The organism is Fontimonas sp. SYSU GA230001 (assembly GCF_040066175.1).
GTDB lineage: Bacteria > Pseudomonadota > Gammaproteobacteria > Nevskiales > Nevskiaceae > Solimonas.
In genome coordinates this window covers 46,051-64,356 of record NZ_JBEAAM010000016.1, presented here as the reverse complement: position 1 = coordinate 64,356, position 18,306 = coordinate 46,051, and the positions used below count along the sequence as shown (strand labels likewise).

General features: G+C 68.2%; 19 protein-coding genes. 14 read left to right on the top strand and 5 right to left on the bottom strand.

Annotated elements, in window-relative coordinates:
* Positions 1–26 precede the first annotated feature (26 nt).
* Genes trpE through trpC form a run of 4 tightly spaced genes read left to right on the top strand, consistent with a single transcriptional unit; the run spans position 27 to position 3,940 of the window.
* On the top strand, positions 27–1,520 hold the full coding sequence (trpE, locus tag AAG565_RS09910) for an anthranilate synthase component I (RefSeq protein WP_348819429.1): 1,494 nt from the start codon (positions 27–29) through the stop codon (positions 1,518–1,520).
* A 1-nt stretch (position 1,521) separates the two neighbouring features.
* Positions 1,522–2,103, top strand: a complete 582-nt coding sequence (locus AAG565_RS09905; RefSeq protein ID WP_348819428.1) for an aminodeoxychorismate/anthranilate synthase component II — start codon at positions 1,522–1,524, stop codon at positions 2,101–2,103.
* Positions 2,103–3,140 (top strand): anthranilate phosphoribosyltransferase, encoded by a 1,038-nt coding sequence (gene trpD, locus AAG565_RS09900; protein ID WP_348819427.1) that lies wholly within the window; start codon positions 2,103–2,105, stop codon positions 3,138–3,140. Before AAG565_RS09905 ends, trpD begins: the two co-directional genes overlap by 1 nt.
* Positions 3,140–3,940 carry an indole-3-glycerol phosphate synthase TrpC gene (trpC, locus tag AAG565_RS09895; protein WP_348819426.1) on the top strand — a complete coding sequence of 267 codons (801 nt, stop codon included), beginning with the start codon at positions 3,140–3,142 and terminating at the stop codon, positions 3,938–3,940. Before trpD ends, trpC begins: the two co-directional genes overlap by 1 nt.
* Positions 3,941–3,947: 7 nt before the next feature.
* Here the strand turns inward: trpC and crp are convergent, their stop codons facing one another.
* Entirely contained in the window at positions 3,948–4,571 is a 624-nt protein-coding gene (crp, locus tag AAG565_RS09890; protein ID WP_348819425.1) for a cAMP-activated global transcriptional regulator CRP, read from the bottom strand.
* Positions 4,572–4,652: 81 nt separating this feature from the next.
* Here crp and AAG565_RS09885 point away from each other — a divergent pair, with 81 nt between their 5' ends.
* The 3 genes from AAG565_RS09885 (at position 4,653) to AAG565_RS09875 (ending at position 6,988) form a co-directional block, all read left to right on the top strand.
* Positions 4,653–5,075 (top strand): OsmC family protein, encoded by a 423-nt coding sequence (locus tag AAG565_RS09885; protein ID WP_348819424.1) that lies wholly within the window; start codon positions 4,653–4,655, stop codon positions 5,073–5,075.
* Positions 5,076–5,172: 97 nt separating this feature from the next.
* Entirely contained in the window at positions 5,173–5,985 is an 813-nt protein-coding gene (gene speD / locus AAG565_RS09880; protein WP_348819423.1) for an adenosylmethionine decarboxylase, read from the top strand.
* A 91-nt stretch (positions 5,986–6,076) separates the two neighbouring features.
* Positions 6,077–6,988 (top strand): cation diffusion facilitator family transporter, encoded by a 912-nt coding sequence (locus AAG565_RS09875; RefSeq protein WP_348819422.1) that lies wholly within the window; start codon positions 6,077–6,079, stop codon positions 6,986–6,988.
* A 7-nt stretch (positions 6,989–6,995) separates the two neighbouring features.
* Here the strand turns inward: AAG565_RS09875 and coq7 are convergent, their stop codons facing one another.
* Positions 6,996–7,640 carry a 2-polyprenyl-3-methyl-6-methoxy-1,4-benzoquinone monooxygenase gene (coq7, locus tag AAG565_RS09870; protein ID WP_348819421.1) on the bottom strand — a complete coding sequence of 215 codons (645 nt, stop codon included), beginning with the start codon at positions 7,638–7,640 and terminating at the stop codon, positions 6,996–6,998.
* 56 nt (positions 7,641–7,696) lie between these two features.
* Here coq7 and holA point away from each other — a divergent pair, with 56 nt between their 5' ends.
* From holA to rlmH, 5 genes are all read left to right on the top strand, one after another.
* On the top strand, positions 7,697–8,716 hold the full coding sequence (holA, locus tag AAG565_RS09865) for a DNA polymerase III subunit delta (protein ID WP_348819420.1): 1,020 nt from the start codon (positions 7,697–7,699) through the stop codon (positions 8,714–8,716).
* Positions 8,713–10,008: a glutamate-5-semialdehyde dehydrogenase gene (locus tag AAG565_RS09860; protein WP_348819419.1), complete on the top strand. Its 1,296-nt coding sequence runs from the start codon at positions 8,713–8,715 to the stop codon at positions 10,006–10,008. The genes holA and AAG565_RS09860 overlap by 4 nt, the downstream gene beginning before the upstream one ends.
* A 95-nt stretch (positions 10,009–10,103) precedes the next feature.
* The gene (nadD, locus tag AAG565_RS09855) at positions 10,104–10,766 is read left to right on the top strand and encodes a nicotinate-nucleotide adenylyltransferase (RefSeq protein ID WP_348819418.1); all 663 of its coding nucleotides are present in this window, start codon (positions 10,104–10,106) and stop codon (positions 10,764–10,766) included.
* Positions 10,750–11,280, top strand: a complete 531-nt coding sequence (gene rsfS, locus AAG565_RS09850) for a ribosome silencing factor (RefSeq protein ID WP_348819417.1) — start codon at positions 10,750–10,752, stop codon at positions 11,278–11,280. The genes nadD and rsfS overlap by 17 nt, the downstream gene beginning before the upstream one ends.
* A gap of 15 nt (positions 11,281–11,295) precedes the next feature.
* Positions 11,296–11,766 carry a 23S rRNA (pseudouridine(1915)-N(3))-methyltransferase RlmH gene (gene rlmH, locus AAG565_RS09845; RefSeq protein ID WP_348819416.1) on the top strand — a complete coding sequence of 157 codons (471 nt, stop codon included), beginning with the start codon at positions 11,296–11,298 and terminating at the stop codon, positions 11,764–11,766.
* 11 nt (positions 11,767–11,777) lie between these two features.
* Here the strand turns inward: rlmH and AAG565_RS09840 are convergent, their stop codons facing one another.
* Positions 11,778–13,667 carry an MFS transporter gene (locus tag AAG565_RS09840; protein WP_348819415.1) on the bottom strand — a complete coding sequence of 630 codons (1,890 nt, stop codon included), beginning with the start codon at positions 13,665–13,667 and terminating at the stop codon, positions 11,778–11,780.
* Between the two features lie 92 nt (positions 13,668–13,759).
* Here AAG565_RS09840 and AAG565_RS09835 point away from each other — a divergent pair, with 92 nt between their 5' ends.
* Positions 13,760–15,040 (top strand): DUF2157 domain-containing protein, encoded by a 1,281-nt coding sequence (locus AAG565_RS09835; RefSeq protein ID WP_348819414.1) that lies wholly within the window; start codon positions 13,760–13,762, stop codon positions 15,038–15,040.
* Complete coding sequence (locus AAG565_RS09830) at positions 15,037–15,615, top strand: GDYXXLXY domain-containing protein (protein WP_348819413.1); 579 nt, start codon at positions 15,037–15,039, stop codon at positions 15,613–15,615. The genes AAG565_RS09835 and AAG565_RS09830 overlap by 4 nt, the downstream gene beginning before the upstream one ends.
* Here the strand turns inward: AAG565_RS09830 and AAG565_RS09825 are convergent.
* Together AAG565_RS09825 and rsmI are read right to left on the bottom strand one after the other, a co-directional pair.
* Entirely contained in the window at positions 15,612–17,369 is a 1,758-nt protein-coding gene (locus AAG565_RS09825; RefSeq protein ID WP_348819412.1) for a DUF885 domain-containing protein, read from the bottom strand. The genes AAG565_RS09830 and AAG565_RS09825 overlap by 4 nt on opposite strands.
* The gene (gene rsmI, locus AAG565_RS09820; protein WP_348819411.1) at positions 17,362–18,270 is read right to left on the bottom strand and encodes a 16S rRNA (cytidine(1402)-2'-O)-methyltransferase; all 909 of its coding nucleotides are present in this window, start codon (positions 18,268–18,270) and stop codon (positions 17,362–17,364) included. Before rsmI ends, AAG565_RS09825 begins: the two co-directional genes overlap by 8 nt.
* Between the last annotated feature and the right edge of the window lie 36 nt (positions 18,271–18,306).

Below are 18,306 nucleotides of genomic sequence, written 5' to 3'. Positions count from 1 at the left end.
CCCATTCCCGATTCCCGATTCCCGACATGAACTACAACCGCATCGCCCTGACGCGCGAACTGCCCGGCGACCTCGACACGCCGGTCGGCGCCTACCTCAAGCTGGCACACAAGCCCTACAGCTTCCTGCTCGAATCGATGCAGGGCGGGGAGCGCTGGGGCCGTTACTCGTTCATCGGCCTGCCGTCGCGCGAAGTGCTGCGTGTCACCGGCCCGCGCGTGACCGTGACGCGCAACGAGGCCGTCGTCGAGGCGGTCGAAACCGCTGATCCGATCGGCTGGATCCGCGCCTATGCCGCGCGTTACCGCGTGCGGCCCGAGCCGGGTCTGCCACGTTTCTCTGGCGGTCTGGTCGGCTATTTCGGCTACGACTGCGTGCGCTACTTCGAGCCGAAGCTGGCGAAGTCCACGAAAGCCGATCCGCTCGGCACGCCGGACATCCTGCTGATGCTGGCCGACGAACTCGTGGTCTTCGACAGCCTGCGCGCGAGCCTGATCCTGGTCGTGCATGCCGATCCGGCGGACGCCGCCGATCTCGCGCGTGCGCGCAGGCGACTCGACGAGATCGAGGCGCAGCTGGCGGCGCCCACACAGCTGCCGCGCGCGCCGCTGGCGGGGGGCGGAACGCCGCTGCCGTTCGAGTCGCGCTTCGGCGAAGAACCGTTCAAGCGTGCGGTCGAGCGCATCCAGCAGTACATCGCCGCCGGCGACTGCATGCAGGTCGTGCCCTCGCAGCGTCTGACCGCGCCGTTCAACGCCGATCCGGTGCAGCTGTACCGCGCGATCCGCCGTCTCAACCCGTCGCCGTACCTGTACTGCATGGATCTGGGCGATCACCACGTCGTCGGTTCGAGTCCCGAGATCCTGGTCCGCGTCGAGGACGGCGAAGTCACCGTGCGGCCGATCGCCGGCACGCGCAGGCGCGGCGCGACACCCGAAGAGGATCGTGCGCTCGAAGCCGAGCTGCTGGCCGATCCCAAGGAAATCGCCGAGCACCTGATGCTGATCGACCTGGGCCGCAACGACGTCGGTCGCGTCTCGGAGATCGGCAGCGTGTGCGTGACCGAGAGGATGGTCATCGAGCGCTACAGCCACGTGATGCACATCGTCTCCAACGTCACCGGCCGGCTCCGGCCGGGTCTCGACGCGCTCGACGCGCTCGCCGCGACCTTCCCGGCCGGCACGCTGTCCGGCGCGCCGAAAGTGCGGGCGATGGAGATCATCGACGAGCTGGAGCCGGTCAAGCGCGGCATCTACGGCGGCGCCGTCGGCTACCTGGGCTGGGACGGCACCATGGACACCGCGATCGCGATCCGCACCGCGGTGATCAAGGGCGGCCAGCTGCACGTGCAGGCGGGCTGTGGCGTCGTCGCCGACTCCGTGCCGCAGCTCGAATGGGAGGAGACGATGAACAAGGCCGCAGCGATGCTGCGGGCCGCGGCACAGGCCGAGCCGGTGCTTGGCGCTGCGTCGGGCCGTCGCGCCCTGGACGGTGGCACCACCGCAGGCGGGGAGGCGTGACATGTTGTTGATGATCGACAACTACGACTCCTTCACCTACAACCTCGTCCAGTACTTCGGCGAGCTGGGCGCGGACGTGCGCGTGTTCCGCAATGACGAGATCAGCGTCGATGAAGTCGCGGCACTCGCCCCGCGTCACATCGTGCTGTCGCCGGGGCCGTGCACGCCCAACGAGGCGGGGATCTGTCTGGAGCTGATCGAGCGCCTCAAGGGACGTTTTCCGATTCTCGGCGTCTGCCTCGGTCACCAGTCGATCGGTCAGGCCTTCGGCGGCACGGTGAAGCGCGCGCGCGAGGTGATGCACGGCAAGGTCAGCCTCGTGCATCACAACGGCCACGGCGTTTTCCGCGGCCTGCCGTCGCCGTACACGGCGACGCGCTACCACTCGCTGATCGTCGAGAAGGAAACGCTGCCCGACTGCTTCGAGATCACCGCGTGGACGCAGCTGCCGGACGGCGCGGTGGACGAGATCATGGGCCTGAAGCATCGCGAACTGCCGGTCGAGGGCGTGCAGTTCCATCCCGAGTCGATTCTCACCGAACACGGTCACGTGCTGCTGAAGAACTTCCTGGAGAGCTACTGATGTCGATCACTCCACACGAAGCGCTGCAGCGCACGATCGAGCACCGCGAGATCTTCCACGACGAGATGATCGGCCTGATGCGCCAGATCATGGGCGGCGAGGTTTCACAGGTGATGATCGCAGCGATCCTGACCGGGCTGCGCGTGAAGAAGGAGACGGTCGGCGAGATCACTGCGGCGGCGCAGGTGATGCGCGAGCTGTCGCGCAAGGTCGAGGTCGCCCCTCATCCCCACTTCATCGACATCGTCGGCACCGGTGGCGACGGCGCGCACAGCTTCAACATCTCGACGGCTTCGATCTTCGTCGCTGCCGCGGCCGGCGCGCGCATCGCCAAGCATGGCAACCGCAGCGTGTCGAGCAAGTCGGGCAGCGCCGACGTGCTCGAAGCACTGGGCGCGGTCATCGACCTGCAGCCGGAACAGGTCGCGGCCTGCATCGCGGCCTGCGGCATCGGTTTCATGTTCGCGCCCAATCACCACCCGGCGATGAAGGCGGTGGCGCCGGTGCGCAAGGAAATGGGCGTGCGCACGATCTTCAACATCCTCGGGCCGCTGACCAACCCGGCGAATGCGCCGAACATCCTGATGGGGGTGTTCCATCCGGACCTGGTCGGCATCCAGATCCGCGTGCTGCAGCGCCTGGGCGTGCGCAACGCGATGGTGGTCTGGGGCAAGGACGGCATGGACGAGATCACGCTCGGCGGCGCGACGCTGGTCGGTGAGCTGCGCGACGGCGCGTTGCGCGAATACGAGATCCATCCCGAAGACCTCGGTCTGCGCATGGCCGGATCGCAGAATCTGCGCGTCGCCGACGCACAGGAGTCGAAGCAGCGCGTGCTCGAAGCGCTGGACAACCGCGATGGCGTCGCGCGCGAGATCGTGGCGCTCAACGCCGGCGCGGCGCTGTACGTCGCCGGTGTCGTGCCCCGTATCGAGGCGGGCATCGCAAGCGCGCGCGATGCACTGGCCAGCGGCCGGGCGCGCGCCAAGCTCGACGAGTTCGTCGCCGTGACGCAGCGGATCAGGCAGGCCGGCTGATGTCCGACATTCTCTACACGATCCTCGCGAAGAAGCGCGAAGAGATCGCGCTGCTCGGCCGGCGCTATTCGCGCACCGCACTCGAAGACCTGGCGCGCGCCGCGGATGCGCCGCGCGGTTTCATCGAGGCGCTGCGCGCCAGGGTCGCGACCGGCCAGGCCGGCGTGATCGCCGAGATCAAGCGCGCATCGCCGAGCAAGGGCCTGATCCGCGCCGATTTCGATCCGGCCTGGCTGGCGCGCGAGTACGCGCAGGGCGGCGCGGCCTGCCTGTCGGTGCTCACCGACGAGGCGTTCTTCCAGGGGCATAACGCTTTCCTCGTGCAGGCGCGCTCGGCCTGCGCGCTGCCGGTGATCCGCAAGGACTTCCTGATCGACGAGGCGCAGGTCATCGAGGCGCGGGCGATCGGCGCGGACTGCGTGCTGCTGATCGCCGCCGCGCTGCAGCCGGCACGACTCAAGGCGCTGCACGACTGTGCCCGGGCCTGGGGTCTCGACGTGCTGGTCGAAATCCACGACGGCGCCGAGCTGGATCAGGTGCTCGGCGCGGATCTGGGCGAGGGCTGGCTGCTGGGCATCAACAACCGCAATCTGCGGATTTTCGAGACCCGGCTCGAAACGACGCTGGATCTGCTGCCGCGGCTGCCGGCCGGACTCGACGTCGTCACCGAGAGCGGGATTGCGACCGTAGCGGACGTCGAACGCATGCGCGCTGCCGGCGTGCAGCGTTTCCTGATCGGCGAATCGCTGATGCGGCAGGCGCGGCCCGGCGCCGCCTTGCGCGCGCTGGTGCGCGCGTGACCGGCGTCTAGGGCGCCTTGACGCCGAGCAGCAGGATGCTGCGACCCTGCGACTGCACCATGCCGTCTTCTTCGAGTTTCTTGAGCACGCGGCCGGCCATCTCGCGCGAGCAGCCCACCAGCCGCGCCAGTTCCTGACGCGAGGTGCGGATCAGGACACCGCGCGGATGGGCCTGTGCGCCGGGTTTGCGCACGAGGTCGAGCAGTGTGTGGGCCATGCGCCCGGCCACGTCGAGGAAGGTCAGGTCGCCGAGGCGCCTGGTGGTGTCGCGCAGGCGCGTGGCGAGCTGGCCGGCCAGCTCGAACATGATGTCGGGGTGTTGCTGCGCGAAGCTGCGGAAGGCCTGATAGCCGACCTCGGCGAGCAGCGTCGGCGTGCGCGTGCGGACGATCGCGGTGCGCAGCTGCTGCTCGGGGAACAGGCACATCTCGCCGAAGAACTCGCCGGGGCCCAGGTAGGCCAGTACGATCTCGCGGCCGTCGTCGTCTTCGAGCAGGATGCTGACCGAGCCTTCGAGGATGAGGTACAGCGACTGCGGTTCGTCGCCGGCGTGAATGAGGGTGTGCTTGGGCGGAAAACTGCGCTTGTGCGCCGTGTCCACGAACGCCTGCACCGCGGATTTCATCAGCATCGCATCCTCTGCCGCATTGGAACGGTCGTTGTTTTGCCCGAAAATAGCACATTGGCCCGCGGAACCGGCCGGAGAAGAATCTTGAAAGCACGCGTCAAATGGTCTGAAAACGCCAGCTTCGTCGCCGAAAGTGGCAGCGGACATGCGCTGGTCGTCGATGGCCCGCCGGAGATCGGTGGCCGCAATCTCGGCCCGCGGCCGATGGAACTGTTGCTGATGGGCGTCGGCGCGTGCTCCGCGGTGGACGTGACGCTGATCCTCAAGAAGGCGCGCCAGCAGGTCGCCGACTGCTGGGTCGAGCTTGAAGCGCAGCGCGCGGACGCCGATCCCAAGGTATTCACGGCGATCCACATGCACTTCGTGGTCGTCGGCCGTGATCTGGCCGAACATCACATCCGGCGCGCCGTCGAGCTGTCGGCCGAAAAGTACTGCTCGGCCTCGATCATGCTCGGCCGCGGCGGTGTGGCGATCACGCACGATTACGAGATCCGCGCGGCCCAGTAAGCCAGTGACATCGTTTTGACGCGGAATTGCCGCATAATCCGCACTTTGTGGGGCCGCGCCGGCCGGCGCGTCTGTCTGTCATCACCGGAGCACTGCATTGGCCAAGGCCAAGCCCAAGCCAACCAATAACCCCAGGCTGAAGCTGCTCGGCTTCAACAACCTGACCAAGTCGCTGTCGTTCAACATCTACGACATCTGCTATGCGCGCTCCAAGCAGCATCAGCAGGAGTACATCGAGTACATCGACGAGGCCTACAACGCGGAGCGTCTGACCGCGATCCTGACCGAGGTGGCGCGCATCATCGGCGCCAACATCCTCAACGTCGCGCGCCAGGACTACGACCCGCAGGGCGCTTCGGTGACGATGCTGATCTCGGAAGGCCACCACGACGGCCTGCCGACGCCGAAGAAGAAGAACGACAAGGAATCCGTGGTCGCGCACCTGGACAAGTCGCACATCACCGTGCACACCTATCCGGAAACGCACCCGGACAATGGCATCTCGACCTTCCGTGCCGACATCGACGTCTCGACCTGCGGCAAGATCTCGCCGCTCAAGGCCCTGAACTACCTGATCAAGTCCTTCGAGTCCGACATCGTCGTGATGGATTACCGCGTGCGCGGCTTCACCCGCAACGTGCGCGGCATGAAGCATTTCATCGACCACAACGTCGAGTCGATTCAGGATTTCCTGTCGGCGGACATCAAGAACCGCTACCAGATGATCGACGTCAACGTCTATCAGGAGTTCATCTTCCACACGAAGATGCGCCTGAAGGAGCTGGATCTCGATACCTACCTGTTCGGTGAAGGCGTCACCGAGCTGCCGCCGCGCGAGGCCAAGAAGATCCGCGACAACGTCAATCACGAGATCAGCGAGATCTTCTACGGCATGAACATTTCGCGCTGAAGGTAAGGAACGCAGATCCGGGAAGGCGGCCGCAGGCCGCCTTCGCCGTTTGCGGCTAAGCTTCGCCCTGATCGTTTTCACCCTGTCTGCCGTGCACGACCATCCCCACGACCACGCCCACGGGCATAGCCACCGCCACGACGCCGGCGACGGCATCGGGCGCCTGCGCCTGGCGCTGCTGCTCACCGCCGGCTTCATGCTCGTCGAAGTGGCCGGCGGCCTGTGGTCCGGCTCGCTGGCGCTGCTCGCCGACGCCGGTCACATGCTCACCGACGCGCTGGCCCTGGCCCTGGCCCTGTGGGCCCAGGTGCAGGCTCGGCGTCCGCCGGACGCCCGCCGTTCCTACGGCTATCACCGCGTTCCGGTGCTGATCGCCTTCGTCAATGGCCTCGCGCTGCTGCTGATCGTCGGCTGGATCGTCTTCGAGGCGGTGCAGCGCCTGCTGGCGCCGCCGCAGATCATCGCCGGCACGATGCTGGCCGTCGCGACCGCCGGGCTGGTCGTGAACCTGCTGGCTTTCGCGGTTTTGCGCGGCGGCCACGCACACGACATGAATGTTCGCGGAGCGCTGCTGCACGTGCTTGGCGACCTGCTCGGTTCGGTGGCCGCGATCGTCGCGTCGCTGGTGATCCTGGCCACCGGCTGGACGCTGATCGATCCCCTGCTGTCGCTGCTGGTCGCCGGGCTGATCCTGCGCAGTGCGGGGCGGCTGGTGCGGGAGTCGGCCCATGTGTTGCTCGAAGGCACGCCGCAGGGCTTCGACGCGGCGGCATTCGCGCAGTCGCTGCCCGCACAGGTCGCCGGCGTGCGCAGCGTGCACCACGTCCATCACTGGATGCTGACGCCGGAGCGTTCGGTGATGACCCTGCATGCGGTCCTCGCCGAAGGGGCCGATGACGAGCGCGTCGTGCGCGACATCAAGGATTGGGTGCACGCACATCACCGCGTGCGGCATGTCACCGTGCAGACCGAGCGCACGTCCTGTCCGGACGAGCGCCGCTGACCGGCGCTCAGATCCGGTAGGCGCTGAACTTCATCACGCGCGCGATCTGGCGCATCAGCTGGCGCACCGGCTCCGGTAGCGGCCGTCCACCCGCTTCGCGCGCTGCGCGGCCATGCCGCTCCTCGTCCGCGCGCATCCGTTCAAGAATCGCGCGGCTGCGCTGATCGTCCGGCGGCAGCTGGCCGATATGCTCGCCCAGATGTGCGGACACCTGGCGCTCGGTCTCATCGACGAAGCCGAAGCTCCACGCATCGCCGGCCAGACCGGCGGCCGCGCCGATGACGAACGAGCCCGCGTACCAGAGCGGCTGCAGCCGGCTCGGCTGGTCGCCCAGTTCGCGCAGGCGCGCCTCGCACCAGCGCAGGTGGTCCTGTTCCTCACGCGCCGCATCGAGCAGCTTCCGTCGTGTGGCCTCGTCGCGGGCGACCAGCGCCTGTCCCCGGTAGAGCGCCTGCGCGGCGACTTCGCCGGCGTGGTTGACCCGCATCAGACCGGCGACATGCGCGCGCGTGCGTTCGTCGAATGCGGGATCCGCGACGCCGGGCGCGGGGCTGGGTCGGGCCGCATCCTGACGCGCCGGGTCGACGAGTCGCGAGAGCGCGCGATCGAGTGCGGATAGCAGGTGATCGGTCGGTGACAGGTGACGGCTCATGCGCGCCATTCTATCGCCACCGCTAGAATCCACGTCCGCCGACCGACGAACACCCCGTGCAGCTCAAGCCCGCCCAGATCGACGCCCATCTCGCCAAGGGTCTCGCGCCCCTGTACCTGGTCGCGGGCGAGGAGCCGCTGCTGATCCAGGAGACCCTGGACGCGATCCGCGCCCGGGCGCGCAAGGACGGTTACAGCGAGCGCGAGGTGCTGGACGTCGAGCGCGGTTTCGAGTGGCAGCGTCTGGTGGAGAGCTGCGCGAGCCTGTCGCTGTTCGCCAGCCGCCGCATCGTCGAGGTGCGCATGGCGGCCGGTCCCGACGACGACGGGCGCAAACTGCTGCAGGAGATCGCGCGACGTCCGCCGCAGGACGTGCTGCTGCTGGTGGTCTGCGGCGCGCTCGACGGCCGCGCGCGCGAGGCGGCCTGGTACAAGGCGCTCGATGGCGCCGGCGTCAGTGTCTATGCCTGGCCGGTCAAGGCCGGTGAATTGCACGGCTGTCTCGAAGCGCGCTGCCGGTCTGCGGGCCTGGGTCTGGACCCTGACGCGCTCAGGCTGCTCGCAGAGCGCACCGAGGGCAATCTGCTCGCCGCCGCCCAGGATATTGCCAAGCTGGCACTGCTGTTCCCGGGCCAGCGCGTTTCCGCCGAGCAGCTGACTCAGGCGGTCGCCGACAGCGCACGCTTCGAGGCTTTCGATCTGAACGACCGCGTGCTCGACGCTGATGCGGTGGGCGCGGTGCGCAGCCTGGAGCGTCTGCGCGAAGAAGGATTCGCGCCGCTGGAAGTGCTCAGCGCGCTGCTGTGGATGCTGCGCCAGCTGATCAAGGCGTCGCTGGTCTATTCGCGCACCCGCGACGCCTCTTCCGCCTGCGACGCGGCCGGCATCCGCCGCTTTCAGCAGGCTCGCTATATCAAGGCCTTGCCGCGCATCCGGCCGGGCGAGGCGATGGGCTGGCTGCGCCAGGCGGCGCGCATCGACCGCATGGTCAAGACCGGCCAGGAGTCTGCGGCCTGGGAAGAATTGCTAACATTGTCGCTCGCCGCCAGTGGCGCGGCCCAGCGCAAGATCCGATGAGCCCCGCACCGTCCGCCAAGTCACCCAAAGCCAAGACCGACAGTATCGCCGCCTACATGCGCGAACGCGGCGAGAAGGCGCGCGCCGCTGCGCGCGCCATCGCGCGGGCCGACACCGGCATCAAGAATGCGTGCCTGTTCTCGCTGGCGCAGATCCTGCGTGACGAGGCGGCGGCGATCCAGGCGGCCAATGCCGCGGATCTGCGCGATGGGCGCGGCGCCAAGCTCGACGAGGCGATGCTCGATCGTCTGGAGCTCAATCCTGCGCGCATCGCCGCGATGGCCGACGGCGTGCAGCAGATCGCCAGTCTGCCCGACCCGGTCGGCGAGCTGCACGAACTCAAGCTGCGTCCGTCCGGTATCCAGGTCGGCCGCATGCGCGTGCCGCTGGGCGTGGTTGGCATCATCTACGAATCCAGGCCCAACGTGACCGCGGACGCTGCGGCCCTGTGCCTGAAGTCGGGCAACGCGGCGATCCTGCGCGGCGGCTCCGAGGCGCTGCGCTCGAATCTGGCGATCGCGCGCTGCATCGAACGCGCGCTGACCGACGCCGGCCTGCCGCGCGAGACCGTGCAGGTGCTCGACATCACCGATCGCCGCACGGTCACCGAGATGGTCGCGATGCCCGAGTACGTCGATGTGGTCATTCCGCGCGGCGGCAAGGGCCTGGTCGCGGCGGTTGCGGAGGCGGCCAAGGTGCCGGTGATCAAGCACCTCGACGGCATCTGCCACGTGTACATCGATGGCGCGGCGGATCCCGAGAAGGCGATTGCCATCGCGGTCAACGCCAAGACGCAGCGCTACGGCACCTGTAACACGATGGAGACGCTGCTGGTTGACAAGGCGATTGCAGAACGCGTGTTGCCGGAACTGGGCCGGATCTACCTGGAGGCCGGCGTCGAGCTGCGCGGCTGCCCGGCGACCTGCAAGCTGATCGGCGAAGCCCGGCCGGCGACGGAGGAAGACTGGCGCACCGAGTATCTCGCGCCGATCCTGTCGATCCGCATCGTCGATGGCCTGGAAGCCGCGATCGAACACATCGAGACCTACGGCTCGCATCACACCGACGCGATCGTGTCCGAGAACTACAGCCGCATCCGCCGTTTCGTCCGCGAAGTCGATTCCAGCTCGGTGATGGTCAATGCCTCGACGCGCTTCGCCGACGGCTACGAGTACGGTCTGGGGGCGGAGATCGGCATCAGCACCGACAAGTTCCACGCCCGCGGTCCGGTCGGCCTCGAGGGCCTGACCACGCTCAAGTGGGTCGTGCTTGGCGACGGTTCGGTGCGGTGACGCGAACGTGAGGCGTCAGGCGTGAGGCGTGAGGCGCGGGAAGCATACTGCTTGATCGCAGCGTGGCCTGACATCTCGCCGCACACGTCACACGCATGAAGGCGATCGGCATCTTCGGCGGTGCGTTTGCGCCCTTCCACAACGGCCATCTGCGTCTGGCGATCGAGGCACGCGAGCGTCTGGGCTTGCAGCAGGTACGCCTGATTCCCACTGCGCACCCGCCGCACCGGCCCGACTCGAAGGTCCCGCCGCAGCGGCGGCTGGAGTGGGTGCGCCTGGCGGTGCGCCGCGAGCGCGGGCTGGTAGCCGACGACCGCGAGATCCTGCGTGATGGACCTTCGTTCACAGTGGACACGCTGACCGATCTGCGGGAGGCGTTTCCGCGCGCCTCGCTGGTGCTGCTGATGGGTGCGGATGCGTTCCAGCATCTGCACACCTGGCATCGCTGGCCGGAACTGCTCGCACTGGCGCATCTGGCGGTCGTGTCGCGCCCCGGCTCCTTGCTCGATCCGTCGGTGGAAACGCGCGAGATGCTGGCGCCGCGCCGCGCCTACGACGCCACCGAGTTGCGCGCCGCGCCCGCCGGCCGCTGGTTCCAGTTCGAACTGCCGATGCTGGACATCTCCTCGACGCGGATCCGCCGCCTGCTGCGTCAGGGCCATTCGGTGCGCGGGCTGGTCCCCGATGCCATACTCAATGCCATGACGGCCGCGGATCGCGCGGCCCTGATCCAGGACGACGATGCGACCACACACTAAGCACCCGAAGCTGTCCAGGCTCGCCAAGATCGCGGTCGATGCCCTCGAAGACCTCAAGGGGCAGGACATCCGGGTGCTCGATGTCCAGAAGCTGACCACGGTCACCGACACGATGATCATCTGCACGGGCACGTCGAACCGCCACGTCAAGTCGCTGGCACAGAACGTCTGGCAGGAAGCCAAGCAGGCCGGTTACGCGCCGATGGGTATCGAGGGCGAGGAGGCCGGCGAGTGGGTGCTGGTCGATCTGGGCGGGGTCGTCGTGCACGTGATGCAGGCGCAGGCGCGCGCGCACTATCAGCTGGAAAAGCTGTGGACGGTGGACGAGGCGCTGCCGGTCGTCGAGTCCAAGCCGCGCAAGACGGCGGCAAAGAAGGCCGCCAAGAAGGCCGACAAGAAGGCGGCCCAGAAGACGGCCAAGCCTGCCGGCAAGAAGTCCGCGGCGAAGAAATCTGCCGTCGCCAAGGCGCCGCGCAAGACGGCCGCCCGATCCAGGACCCAAGCCAAGCGCTGATCCGGCGCTGCGTCCGTGCGCATCCACCTGATCGCGGTCGGGACGCGCATGCCCGGATGGGTGGAGACGGCTTACGCGGACTATGCCGCGCGCCTGCCGCACGAATGCCGTCTGGAGCTGATCGAGATCGCGCCGGCGCAGCGCGGCAAGAACGGCGACATCGCCCGCGCCAGGCAGCAGGAAGGCGCGAAGATACTCAAGGCGATTCCGCGTGACAGCCTGATCGTCGCGCTCGACGAGCATGGACGTCAGCTGAGCAGCGTGGACTGGTCCGGCGAACTCAAGGCGTGGATGCAGTCCGGGCGCGACACCTGTCTGCTGGTCGGCGGACCGGACGGCCATGCACCCGAGGTGCTGTCACGCGCGCACCAGAAGTGGAGCCTGTCGCGCCTGACGCTGCCGCACGCGCTGGTGCGCGTGCTCGTCGCCGAACAGCTGTTCCGTGCGTGGAGCCTGCTGGCGAATCACCCCTACCACCGCGCCTGAGGTCCGGCGCCTCAGGCCAGCTCGCCGCGCAACTCACGCACGCGCTGTTCCAGCGCCGCGGCGCTCGCCTGTGCCGCCGGCACCGGTGCGCCGGCGACCATCTCGATCTTCGACCAGAAACGCCGCGGCAGGCGCGCGCGCTTGAGCGCATTGTCGCGGCGCGAGAAGAAACTGCCCCAGAGCCCGCGCAGCGCCATCGGCACGACCGGCACCGGCGTGGCCCGGAGGATGCGCTCGATGCCGGGGCGGAAGGTCTTGATCTCGCCGTCGGGCGTGAGCGCGCCTTCGGGGAAGATGCCGACCACGTCGCCGTTCTTCAGCGCCGCCTCGACCTCGGCAAAGGCCTTTTCCATGAGTGCCGGGTCTTCCTTGCTGCCGGCGATCGGAATCGCCCGCGCGGTGCGGAAAATGAATTTCAGCAGCGGGATGCGGAAGATCTTGTAGTACATGACGAAACGCACCGGGCGGCGGATGTTGCCGCCGAGGATCAGCGCATCGACGAAGCTGACGTGGTTGCACACGATCACCGCCGGGCCTTCGTCGGGGATGTGTTCGAGGCCGGTCTTCCTGATGCGGTAGAGCGTGTTGATCAGCATCCACACCAGGAAGCGCATCAGGAACTCGGGCACCAGCGAGTAGATGAACACCGCGACGGCGGCGTTCATCAGCGCGACGGTGAGCAGCAACTGCGGGATGCTCAGGCCGGCATTGAGAAAGACCACCGCGACAATCGCGGCGACGACCATGAACAGGGCGTTGAGGATGTTGTTGCCGGCGATGATGCGCGAGCGGTGGCTGGGCTCAGAGCGCGTCTGGATCAGCGCGTACAGCGGCACGATGTAGAAGCCGCCGAAGATGCCGGTCAGCAGCAGATCCCACAGCACGCGGTGATTGTTGGCGATCTCCAGGAACGCGCTGGCCGAGAGTCCAGCGGTGACGGCGGCATCCGGCTGCGCGAGGTACAGGTCGATGCCGAACAGCGTCAGGCCGATCGAGCCCAGCGGCACCAGGCCGATCTCGACCTTGTGCCCGGACAGGCGCTCGCACAACAGCGAGCCGATGCCGATGCCCAGCGAGAACACCGTCAACAGCAGCGTGACGACACTTTCGTCACCGCCGAGGATCGTCTTGGTGTAGTTCGGCAGCTGCGACAGGAACACCGCGCCGTAGAACCAGAACCAGGAGATACCGAGTACCGACAGCAGCACCGTGCGGTTGGTCTGCATGAAGCGGAAGTTGCGCCAGGTCTCGGTCAGCGGGTTCCAGTTGATCCGCAGGTCCGGCGCTGTCGCCGCCGCAGGCGGAATGCCGCGAGACGCCAGGTAGCCGAGGATCGCGACGACGACGACGGCCGCCGACACCCACTGCGCGCCGCCGTGCTGCGCGATCAGCCAGCCGCCGAACATCGTGCCGAGCAGGATTGCCAGGAACGTGGCCGCTTCGACCAGCGCGTTGCCGCCGACCAGTTCCTCCTCGCGCAGATGCTGCGGCAGGATCGAGTATTTCACCGGGCCGAACAGCGCCGACTGCGTGCCCATCAGGAACAGCACAGCGAGCAAAAAAGCCACGCTCTCCGTCATCAGGCCGACCGTTGCCAGGCCCATGATCACGATTTCGAGGAGTTTGATGACGCGGATCAGCGCGGCCTTCTCGTACTTCTCGGCGATCTGCCCGGCCGTCGCCGAGAACAGGAAGAACGGCAGGATGAACAGCCCGCCGGCGAGATTGACGTAGAAATTCACGTCGTCCGGCGACAACCCGGCGATACCGAAGGTGACCAGGATGACCAGCGCGTTCTTGAAGACGTTGTCATTGAGCGCGCCCAGCGTCTGCGTGACGAAGAACGGTCCGAAACGCCGCGCGCGCAGCAGGCCGAACTGGCCGTGGCCCCCATCGTTCACGCGCGCGCTCCCCGAACCATCCCCAAGACGAAGTTGAAGCATAGCGAGTTCGCGCTCTGCTAGGCTGAAACGATGGGCCGAGTCGTCCAACCATGAAACCACCGGTGCGCTGGCTGCTGGACGAACTGCCGCGCCTCATCGAGGCCGGCGTGCTCGATGCCGCCGCCGCCGGGCGCCTGCGCCAGCATTACGCAGCTGCCGCGTCCGCGCGCGGTGTCTGGGCGCGCGTGCTGTTTCCGCTGCTCGGCATCGTGCTGATCGGGCTCGGCCTGATCCTGCTGATCGCGCACAACTGGGATCATTGGTCGAAGGCGGTGCGCCTGACGGTCGCATTCGTTCCGCTGCTGCTCGGACAGTTGGCCTGCGGCTGGACCTTGCTCAGGGCGGCGGACTCGCGCGCCTGGCGCGAGTCCAGTGCGGCCTTCACCGCGCTGGCGTTTGCCGCGGCGCTGGCGCTGGTCGGACAGATCTATCATTTTCCCGGTGACCTCGATCGTTTCCTGTTGACCTGCGCGCTCGTCGGTGTGCCGCTGGTCTATCTGCTCGACGCGAGCCTGCTGGCCGTGCTGTGCGCAGCCGGCTTCGCCGGCTGGGCGGCAGCCGTCCCGGACCGCGAGGAATCGGTCTGGTCGGTCGTCGTACTGTTCGCCCTGCTGGTGCCGCACGTCCTGCGCCTCCAGCGCGCGCCTGTCGACACCCTGCGCCTGAACCTGCTGCTCGCCGGGCTGGCACCGGCGTTCTTCGCCGCCAGCCTCGTCAGCCTGCCGGGTCTGCCGCGCCTGGGTCTGTGGTGGCTCGCGCAGTTCGGTGCCGTGCTGGTGATGTTCGAGTCGGCGCGCGGTCCTGCGGCAGTCTCGCAGCTGTGGCAACGGCCGCTGGCACTGTACGGCGGCGCGGCGACCACGCTGGCCGCGTTGATCGGCAGCTTTCCCGATGTCTGGCGCGGGGGGTCGTGGCTGCGCTGGTCGGCGCAGCTACCCGGTACCTGGCTGTTCCTGCTCGCGGGACTGGGGCTGCTGGTCGTGTTGGCCTGGCGCGCGTGGCTGCGCGGTGACCGTGCGTCCGCACTGCAGGTGTTTCCGGCCGTGCTGATGGCGGTCCTGGCGGGTGTGGACAGCCGTGCGCTGGCGGCGCTGCCCGCCCTGCTGCTGAGTGCCTATGTGCTGGTGCAGGGTCTGCTGCTGATCCGCGACGGCCTGACCCGGCAGGATTCGGCGCGCAGCACGCGGGGCCTCGGTCTGATCGCGCTGCTGGTGGTGATGCGCTTCGTCGATGCCGAGTGGTCGTTCACCGCGCGCGGCATCGCATTCCTGCTCGCTGGTGCCGCGTTCATGGCCGCGCATGTCTGGCTGCGCCGCCGGGTGCGCGCATGAAAACCCGCACTCTCGTACTCGGCCTGGTGCTGGTCAGTGTGGCGCAGTGGGCGGTCCCGGCCTTCCTGATCCACCGCGGCCAGACGACGCTGCGCGAGGGCGCGCAATACCGCTTCCGCACCGCGCCGGTCGATCCGGCGGATCCGTTCCGCGGCCGCTACGTCAGGCTCGACTTCGAGGCCGCGCGCATCGTGGCGCAGGGCGCGGCCTCCGCATTCGAACCCGGTCAGCGCGTCTATGCGTCGCTCGGTCGTGATGCGCAGGGCGACGCGGTCATCGCCGGAATCAGCGCCACGCCGCCGAGCTCGGGCGATTATCTGCAGGCCGAGGTGCAGTGGAACAACCGGGACGAACTGCGCCTGCGGTTGCCGTTCGACCGCTACTACCTCGACGAGCGGCTCGCTCCGGAGGCGGAGCGCCGCTACTGGGCAAGCCGGCCGCGGCGCGGCGCGGAGGAGGAGGATGCTCGCCGTCCGGCCTACGTCACAGTGCGCGTGCGCAAGGGCTATGCCGTGCTGGAAGAGCTGTACCTCGATGGGCAGCCGGTCCATGAACGCCTGGGCCGGTTCCGCTAGCCCGAGGCTCGTTCGGCGATCCACGCATCGACGTGTCGTTCGAGCAGGTCGAGCGGAATCGCGCCGCTGCCGAGCACGGTGTCGTGGAACTCGCGCACGTCGAACTTCTCGCCCAGCGCCTGTTCCGCGCGCGTGCGCAGCTCGCGGATCTTCAGCTGCCCGATCTTGTAGGCCAGCGCCTGGCCGGGCCAGGCGATGTAACGGTCGATCTCGTTGACGATGTCGAGTTCGGACTTGGCGGCGTTGGCCTTGAAGTAGTCGATGGCCTGCTGGCGTGTCCAGCGCTTGTGGTGCATGCCGGTGTCGACGACCAGGCGCACCGCGCGCCACATCTCGTAGGTCAGCGCGCCGAACTTCGCATACGGATCGCGGTACAGGCCCAGCTCCGTGCCCAGCGATTCGGCGTACAGGCCCCAGCCCTCGACGAAGGCGGTGAAGCCGGGGCCGTTCCTGCGGAACTCGGGCAGCTCGCCCAGTTCCTGCGCGCGCGCGATCTGCAGGTGATGGCCCGGCACCGACTCGTGCAGGGTCAGTGCCTCCATCTCATACCTGGGCCGCGTCTCCGGCTTGTACAGGTTCACGTAGTACCAGCCGGCGCGCGAGCCGTCGGCGGCACCGGGCAGGTAGTAGGCGGTGGTCGTGTCCGGCGCGATGTTGTCCGGGATCGGGCGCACGCCGTAGGGCAGGCGCGGCAGGGTCTTGAACAGGCGCGCCAGTTCCGGATCGACGCGCTTGGCCAGCGCCTGGTAGGCGAGCAGCAGCTCGTCGCCGTTGCGGTAATAGAACTGCGGATCGCTGCGCAGATGCGCGATGAACGCGCTCTGGTCGCCATCGAAGCCGACGTCGTGCTTGATCTGTTCCATCTCGCCACGGATGCGGCGCACCTCGGCGAGGCCGATCTCGTGGATGCGGTCGGGTGACAGCTCGGTGGTCGTGTGGTGGCGCGCCAGCCATGCGTACAGCCGTTCGCCGTCCGGCTGTGCCCAGACGCCCGCATCCTTGCGGCAGGCCGGCAGGTAGTCCTCGACGAAGAAGCGCCGGAAGCGGCGATACGCCGGGACGACGCCCTCGGCGATCAGTTGCCGTGCGCGCTCGGCATAGGCAGCGCGCCGGTCGGCGGGAATCCCCGCATCGAACGACAGGAAGGGTTTGTAGAACGGGCTTCGGCGCGGGTCATCGACGATCTGCTGGTCCAGCTGCGCCGGCACGCGCTCCATGACGACGCGCGCGTGCACGCGCTTCTCGCGGATGCCGGTGCGCATCAGGGCCTCGGTCTGCGCGATCAGCACCGGCAGCGCCTGCAGGCGCGAAAGCCAGTTCTCGTAGGCCCGGGTCGAGTCGAAGCGCAGGACTTCGAGAATCTCGTCCTGCGTCTGGATGCCGCCGCGCTGGTTCAGCGGCAGCAGGAACGGGCGGAACGCGTGTGCCTCGACGGCTTCGCGCGTCTGGCGCTCGAACAGGTCGTAGTTGAGCTGCTCGGCTGGCGGCAGCGCCTCGCGGTCGATCAGCGCGAGCCGGTCGAGCGCCGCACGATCGGCGGCATGGCGCCGTTCGATCGCGGCGGCTGACCAGTCGGTCCAGCGATCGTCGTAGCGCGCATCGCCGAGATAGGTCGCGGTCTCCGGGCTGTCGCGCAGCGTGCGCTGCCACTCGGCGTCGAACAGCGCGTGCAGGTCGGCGACCGCATCGGCCTGCGCCGCGAAAGGCAGCAGACCGGCGAACGAGACCGCAAGGGCACAGAAGGTGTTACGCATCGGGGTCTCCCTGGCTCAACTGCAGCGCGCGTTCGTACAGTTCCTTCTTGCGCAGCCCGGTGATCTCGGCGGCGATGCGCGCCGCGGCGGACACGGGCAATTCCCGCAGCAGCAGCCGCAGCAGTTGCACGGTGTCGAGGCCGGCGGCCGGCTCCTCGACCGCTGCGCCGGCGATCAGCAGCACGAACTCGCCGCGCTCGCGGTTGGCGTCCTCACGCAGCCAGCCCGGCAGATCGCAGGCGGGCAGGACGACGCTCTGCTCGTGCAGCTTGGTCAGCTCGCGGGCGAGGCAGACCTCGCGCGGGCCGAGCAGGTCGGCGAGATCCTGCGCGGTGTCGGCGATGCGGTGGCTGGACTCGTAGAGGATCAGCGTGCGGGTTTCGTGCGCGAGCGCCCGCAGGCGGCTGCGCCGCGCTGCGGACTTCGCCGGCAGGAAGCCTTCGAACACGAAGCGGTCACTGGGCAGGCCCGAGATCGACAGCGCAGCGATCGCGGCGCAGGGACCGGGCACCGCCACCACCGGCAGGCCCGCCGCACGCGCCGCGCGCACCAGCACGAAGCCGGGATCGGAGACCAGCGGCGTGCCCGCGTCCGACACCAGCGCCAGCGCGGCGCCGTCCTGCAGTTCCCGGACCAGCCGTTCGCACACGGCGGATTCGTTGTGTTCGTGCAGGGCGACCAGCGGCCTGCGGATGCCGAAGTGCGCGAGCAGCGCGCCGCTGGTGCGCGTGTCCTCCGCGCAGATGCGATCGACGCCGGCGAGTACCGCCTGCGCGCGCGGCGACAGGTCGCCGAGGTTGCCGATCGGGGTGGCGACGACATACAGCGTGTGCGGTTCGAGCCGCGCGGATTCGGCAGTCACGGCCGCGCCGGTGTCGGAGGTCTGCGTGTCATACTGCATTATCCTTCCATTGACCCTGCGGCCCAAGACTTGCCG